At 35.8% G+C, this 6,915-nt stretch carries 7 protein-coding genes, 1 tRNA gene and 1 other annotated feature; all 8 genes read right to left on the reverse strand.

The annotated features are described in order from the left end of the window. Nucleotides 1-166 precede the first annotated feature (166 nt). A tRNA-Thr gene (locus tag MWH30_RS13110) sits at nucleotides 167-242 on the reverse strand. A 166-nt stretch (nucleotides 243-408) separates the two neighbouring features. Beyond that, on the reverse strand, nucleotides 409-1,062 hold the full coding sequence (sigH, locus tag MWH30_RS13115) for an RNA polymerase sporulation sigma factor SigH (protein ID WP_308221622.1): 654 nt from the start codon (nucleotides 1,060-1,062) through the stop codon (nucleotides 409-411). 120 nt (nucleotides 1,063-1,182) lie between these two features. Further along, on the reverse strand, nucleotides 1,183-2,520 hold the full coding sequence (locus tag MWH30_RS13120; RefSeq protein ID WP_248664546.1) for a VanW family protein: 1,338 nt from the start codon (nucleotides 2,518-2,520) through the stop codon (nucleotides 1,183-1,185). Nucleotides 2,521-2,537: 17 nt separating this feature from the next. Continuing rightward, nucleotides 2,538-3,269 (reverse strand): 23S rRNA (guanosine(2251)-2'-O)-methyltransferase RlmB, encoded by a 732-nt coding sequence (gene rlmB, locus MWH30_RS13125; protein WP_248664547.1) that lies wholly within the window; start codon nucleotides 3,267-3,269, stop codon nucleotides 2,538-2,540. Then, entirely contained in the window at nucleotides 3,256-4,002 is a 747-nt protein-coding gene (gene thyX / locus MWH30_RS13130) for an FAD-dependent thymidylate synthase (protein ID WP_248664548.1), read from the reverse strand. The genes rlmB and thyX overlap by 14 nt, the downstream gene beginning before the upstream one ends. Beyond that, nucleotides 3,989-4,423 (reverse strand): Mini-ribonuclease 3, encoded by a 435-nt coding sequence (locus MWH30_RS13135; RefSeq protein ID WP_248664549.1) that lies wholly within the window; start codon nucleotides 4,421-4,423, stop codon nucleotides 3,989-3,991. The genes thyX and MWH30_RS13135 overlap by 14 nt, the downstream gene beginning before the upstream one ends. 10 nt (nucleotides 4,424-4,433) lie before the next feature. After that, nucleotides 4,434-5,870, reverse strand: a complete 1,437-nt coding sequence (gene cysS, locus MWH30_RS13140) for a cysteine--tRNA ligase (RefSeq protein ID WP_372494188.1) — start codon at nucleotides 5,868-5,870, stop codon at nucleotides 4,434-4,436. 19 nt (nucleotides 5,871-5,889) lie between these two features. Next, nucleotides 5,890-6,522 (reverse strand): serine O-acetyltransferase, encoded by a 633-nt coding sequence (cysE, locus tag MWH30_RS13145; protein ID WP_248664551.1) that lies wholly within the window; start codon nucleotides 6,520-6,522, stop codon nucleotides 5,890-5,892. Nucleotides 6,523-6,574: 52 nt separating this feature from the next. Then, nucleotides 6,575-6,798 (reverse strand) — a binding site (T-box leader). Between the last annotated feature and the right edge of the window lie 117 nt (nucleotides 6,799-6,915).

Here is a 6,915-nt window from a genome sequence, read left to right on the forward strand (position 1 = left end):
CGTGACCTATAGTTCCAATATTAACGTGAGGTTTAGTCCTCTCAAACTTTTCCTTTGCCATTCTATTCATCCTCCTTCTTAGAGCTTAATTTATGTATTTTCTGGAATCTATACTTTAAAGTTATAGCCGTACTATCTTAATCACCTTAATTTTATTAATTATAAATGGAGCCCATGACCGGATTTGAACCGGTGGCCTCATCCTTACCATGGATGTGCTCTACCGACTGAGCTACATGGGCTAACACAGCTTGTCCCAAACTTCATATAAAGATAACACAATAGATATTATATGTCTTTTATACTCAGAGGTCAAGACAAGCTTAAGTCATTTTACTACGCTTAACACTTAATATACCTCAATAAGCTAATTTATATTATCCATTCTTGGTTTTAATTGAAATTACTTCAAATATCACTTTCTGCTAATAGCTCTTCGAGCTTTTTCTTAACTCTCTGTAATGCATTATCTACTGATTTAACATGTCGATCTAAAACTTCTGCTATTTCCTGATAGGTCTTCCCTTGTAAATACTCCAATAAAACATTTAACTCTAAATCACTTAACATCTCTTTAATATTCTCTTCTAAAAGATAATAAGCTTCTTGACTAATAAACAGCTCTTCAGGATTAGTTAACTTATTACCTTTTAAGATGTCCAGTAAAGTCCTATTAGATTCTTGATCAAAAATAGGTTTATCTAAAGAAACATAGGAATTTAATGGCTGATGTTTTTGTCGAGTAGCTGTCTTAATAGCGGTAATTATCTGCCTGGTAATACATAGCTCAGCAAAAGAACGAAAAGAAGCTAGTCTATCAATTCTATAGTCACAAATTGCTTTATATAAGCCAATCATTCCTTCTTGGATAATATCATCCTTACCAGCACCAATTAAAAAATAGGAACGAGCTTTATTACGAACAAAGTTCTTATATTTGATTAACAGATACTCTATAGCTAACTGACTTCCCTGCTGGGCACATTTAATAACCTCATCATCTGTCATATTATCGTAATCAGCATACTTCTTATCATAGCCCTCTTTAAAATGTGCCTCCACCCCAAATCCCCCCTAGTCTCTTAATAGATAAATATAAAAGCCACCTCAAGTCATAACCTATTATAACTTAAGTCATTCTAGAAAGTCAAGCACTCAACAGGTTACAACTTTTTCCGGAAGTCAGTTAACCGGCACTTCTACTACTTTATCTATTGGCTGATAGGTATCTTCAGAGACTAATTCTTCTTTTACCACCTCCTTGTTCACTAGTATTTTCCTCTTGACTTTAACTCGATAACCAGTTCTACCTTCTCTTTTTACATTTTCTTGCCCAGGACTTAAATTAGAATTTATTTTCTCTACCTGCTGATAAGGCAACACTTCTGCTTCGGTCGTAGTTATTTTAATCTCTTGCTCATTATCGGCTCGTCCCATTAACTTAACCGTCAATTCATCAGCTGTCATTTTAGTCAGAATCATAATCGGTTGCGAAGAAGTATTTTTAAATTTAAAGTCCAATAAACCATAATATACCGTCGCTCCCCTTCCTAAATCTACATAGCCAACAGGCCGAGAATGATTAGTTCTGCTAATAACTTCCAAGTTAGCTAATAAAACTGAATTATACAGAGTAGAAGTAACTTGACAGATTCCTCCTCCAATTCCTGTTACAAACTCTCGATTCACTATTTCGATAGCCTCTTGATAGCCTCTTTGGCGAGTTCTAGGCCCTACAATTTCATTAAAAGAAAAAGTCTCCCCTGCTTCTAAAAAAACACCATTTATTTTATCACTAGCCAAACTAATGTTTTGAACCCGATTTTCCTTGCTAGAATCAAATTCAGTTGTATAAGTACTAAGCACCTCAGTTAAACCCAGCTCTTCAATTTCTTCAGCTTTAACTCTAGGTTTTTGATCTATAACTATTAATCTAATAGGTAAAGTTTCTAGTCTTGCTAATCTATTTACAATTTTTTGTTTTGAATCTTCCACATCTAACTTTTGACCGCTGCGAGAAGAAACTATTTCTTGTGTCTCCAAATCTAAATAGGCATCTTGAGCCTCAATATTAACTTGATCATTAATTTCACGGAGCTTATTTTTTAACTTTTCTTCATTATATTCTATTTTTAACTTAAAATTCAAACCTTGTTCAGCAACCTTCCAAATTTGCAGACCTCTTTTCCAAATGTTACCTTCTCTTCCAATTGCAAAAGCCGCATCAACAGCTTCCTGTTTTTTATAATCCAGTTCAATTTCTTCCGGAGATAGTTTCCATTTTTGCTTTTCAGCTTCTAAGATAATATCTTCCTTCAAAACTCTTTCGGTAATTTCATCCAAAAGTTCTAAAACTTCTTCTTGCTTTAAACCTCCTAAGTTATAACCTTCAATCATTACTCCTGAAAAAAAAACATCCTGATGCTCATTGAAAAAAAATTGGGCCCCGATAGTAACTCCTATCCCTGCCAATAATAGCGTAGTTAAAATAATCACCAAAGCTAAAGCTATTCTTTTCATCTTTTAACTCCTTAAAGCTAATCTCGATATTTTTGCTGTCTTAAGGCTTCGTACATCATTAAAGCTGCAGCTACCGATGCATTTAAAGAAGCAATTTCACCCTCCATAGGTAAATGCACTAAGAAATCACAGTTTTCCTTAACCAAACGCCGCAACCCACTATCTTCACTACCAATTACAATACCCAAAGCACCAGTCAAATCAGCCTGATAACAGACCTGCTCACCTTCAACATCTGCTCCAGCAATCCAAAATCCTTCCTCTTTTAACTGTTTAATACTCCTAACTAAGTTAGTAACTTGAGCAAGAGGAATATACTCTACTGCCCCAGCAGAAGCTTTAGCCACAGCAGAACTTAGACCTGCGCTTCTTCTTTTAGGAATAATAACTCCTTGAGCTCCTACAGCATTAGCAGAACGTAGGATCGAACCTAAGTTATAGGGGTCTTGAATCTCATCTAACAAAATAAATAACGGAGCCTCAGTCTCTTCATAAGCTTGAGCAATTAATTCATCCAAGGATAGATAACTAATAACTTCTCCAAAAGCAATTATTCCTTGGTGTGCATAGGAATCGGCTAACTCATCTAATTTTTTCTTAGAAACCTCTTTAATATTTATTTTTTGTTGCTTAGCTAAGTTAATTACTTCTCCTAAACCCTCAGCTTGACGATAAACTAGAATTTCTTTTAATTTTCGCCCTGCTTTCAGCGCCTCTAAAACTGGATTTCTACCTTCAATTTTTTTCATTTTCTTTATCTGCTCCTTTATCTAAACGTCCACAGCTCATAGTTGATTCCTTACATTCTCCTTCTACAACACAAGTAGGGCCCGCCTCCTTAAAAATAACTGGAGCTAAATTCTTAACTTGCTTCAACATCTCTTTAGCCATAGCCCTAATCTCCCACTGGGCCCGCTGACAACACCTTACTTCAAAGAAATGTAGCAAACTTCTAGCATTCATAGTCACCACTATCTTAGTTTCAGCGGCATTAGGCAGTATGTAGCGAGCATCTTCAATAGCTTCTTTTTCGGTATAGTTATGTTCATTTATTAAATAATCTACTTGCTTATCGTATTCAGCATAACAGTTCTGAATCTGATTAAGAAAAGACTTTTTATATTCATCATCTTCAGGTAGTTCATATATCCGCTTAGGTATTATAAATACAGGCTCTTCTCTTTGGCGAACATAACGCTGGCTTTGCTGCGAATAACTAGCAATTCTATGTCTAACCAATTGATGACTAGTTACCCTAGAAATTCCCTCAATAGCAAAAGTAAAGCTTATATGTTCAAGCGTAGAATAATGTCCATTTTCCAAAATAACATTTAGTAGCTCCTCAGCTTCAGTCTCATCTAACTCCTCTTTTAACTTAGCTGCTCCTACTGGAGAATAACACAGTCTAGCCGCAGCTGCGGCTGTCTTTTCCGGCTCAGGAGTATAATTTATTACTTCAACCTGTAAACTAGCTTCTTTCATCCTTCTCCAACTCCTCTGTCTCTGATATTGATTTTTTGATTCTAGTTAGTATTTCTAGCATTCGTTCCTTTTTTCCTGCTAAATACAGATAACCTAATAAAGCTTCAAAGGCCGTACTATACCTATAGTCCAACACTTCAGTATTAGCAGGCACCTGTCCTGAAGTAGAGTTACGACCTCGGCGCACGATTATCTGTTCTTCTTCATTTAAAAAGTCATCCAGTTTATTCAAAAGCTCGGCTTGAGCTTCAGCATTTACATATTTAATAGCCTCTTGATGCAGTTGATTACCTGTTTTAAAACCCTGTTCTATTAAATAAGACCTAATAAAGAGCTCATAAACGCTATCTCCTATATAAGCCATCACTGCCGGTGATAACAAATGAGGACTATCTGGTCTACTAATTAAATTGTTAAACATCTACTTCCTCCTATTCTAGCTTCCATTCTACACCCTGAGCCGTATCTTCGATTTTTACTCCCAGTTCTGCTAACTCATCTCGAATCTGATCCGCTAAATCCCAGTTCTGTTCTTCTCTAGCTTCACTCCTAATTTTTAATAATAATTCTATTAAAGGAGCTACTAAATTATCATCCTTAATCTCTTCACCACTAAACTCTAAACCTAAAACCTCTCCGGCTTCAGCAAAAAAATCAGCAGCTTTTTCTAAAGTGCTAATTAAACCTTGAGCAAGTTGCAAATCTGAGGTATTAATTAAAGTATTAAGCTCTTTAGCTAATTCATGCAAACTACCAATAGCTAAAGCAGTATTTAGATCATCATCCATTGCCGCTACAAACTTTTTCTTCTTAGTCTCGATAAGTTCTGTTAACTCTTCATACTCTACTGAAGAGCCCGGCTTTAATTCTTGTTGATCTCCTGCTATCAAGTTATCCAAACGTTGTACAGTATTTTTAAGTCTCTCCAGTCCCTTTTGAGCTACAGCCAATTCAGCATCGCTGAAGTTAATCGGACTTCGATAATGTTTAGAGATCAAAAAGAAGCGCACCACTTGGGGATCATATTCAGCAAAAATTTCTCTAGTAGTAAAAAAATTACCCAGAGACTTAGACATTTTTTCACCGTCAATATTAATATATCCATTATGCAACCAATAATTAACTACTTGACTTTCAGTTACAGCTTCACTCTGAGCTATTTCATTCTCATGATGCGGAAAAACTAAGTCCACTCCTCCAGTATGGAAATCAAACTTTCGACCTAAATAAAACATAGACATTACTGAACATTCAGTATGCCAACCAGGTCGACCAGCTCCCCAGGGACTATCCCAGCTTGGTTCACCTGCTTTACTGTTTTTCCAAAGTACAAAGTCCAAAGGATTTCTTTTCTTTTCATTAATATCTACTCTTGAACCAGAAGCTAACTCTTCTAAGCTTTGATTAGAAAGCTTACCGTAATCTTCAAACTGTTTGACTGCAAAAAAGACATCACCATCAACTTCATAAGCATACTCTTCTTCCTCTAAAATTTCAATTAATTCTATAATATCATAAATATGCTCTGTAGCCTTAGGATAAGCATCGGCTTTTTTGATATTCAAACGCTTAGTATCTTCAAAGTAAGCCTCAATAAATCTTTCTGCTAATTCCTCAATATTAACCCCTTCTTCTTCAGCTCTGTTAATCATCTTATCATCAATATCTGTAAAATTAACTATATGAAAAACCTGATAGCCTTTATACTCCAAATATCTTTTTAAAATATCCGGTATTACAAAAGCTCTAGCATTACCAATATGAAAGTAGTCATAAACTGTAGGCCCACAGGTATAGATCTTTACCTGTTCTTCATCTATAGGTTGAAACTCTTCTTTCTTTCTCGTTAAGGTATTATATATTTTCAAAGACATCAACTAATCCTCCTTAATTATTATTTGCTTCCTCTAATCTTTCCAGTCTTTCATTCATCGACCTTAGCATATCAGCCACCGGATCAGGAAGATCTCCATGCTCTAAATCAATTTCACCTTTCACTCGTTCGCCGTTCCGAACTATCACTTTACCTGGAACTCCCACTACTGTACTATTTTCAGGTACCGGATCCAAAACAACGGCTCCAGCTCCTATTTTAGCATTATCTCCGATCTCCATAGAGCCTAAAATTTTAGCTCCTGCACTAACCATTACGTTATCACCTAAAGTTGGATGACGTTTTCCTGTTTCTTTGCCAGTCCCTCCCAAAGTAACTCCTTGATATAAGGTCACATTATCCCCAATCTCGGTTGTTTCTCCAATCACTACCCCCATTCCGTGATCAATAAAAAAGCCTTGACCGATTTTGGCTCCAGGATGAATTTCAATTCCAGTAAAGAATCTACTTATTTGAGAAATCAAACGAGGTAATAAAACAAAACCTCTTTTATACAAAGCATGAGCAATTCTATGAGCAATGATAGAATGTAAACCAGCATAAGTCAACAACACTTCCAATAAACCTTTGGCCGCCGGATCCCGCTCAAAAATCACCTTAATATCTTCTTTAATAGTATTTAACATTATAAATCGCTCCTAATAAATAAAATTAAACCTTCCACCTCTGAAATTAAATTCCAGAGGCGAAAGGTTATTCGCGGTTCCACTCTAGTTAATCAAGCCTAAAGCTCCATCATCTTCAAGGTAAAGTAACGCTTACCAAACGTCATCCTCTACTAAAAATTCGAGTCTGCAGCTCACAGGTGCATTTCAATCAAGGCTCTTTAAAGCCCCTTCCAGCCTCAGGAGGCTCCTCTCTAAAAAGAGGCCCTGATTTACTCTCCCATTCACAGCTTTTATCTATATAATTAGTATAAACTATGCATACAATCCTTATTTTATCCTCAATTCGGCAAGTAACCAAAAACTAAATATTATTTGTATATCACCTTCTTTAAAAGAGAAGATAAAGAATCT

Source organism: Fuchsiella alkaliacetigena, from assembly GCF_023227765.1.
Lineage (GTDB): Bacteria > Bacillota > Halanaerobiia > Halobacteroidales > Acetohalobiaceae > Fuchsiella > Fuchsiella alkaliacetigena.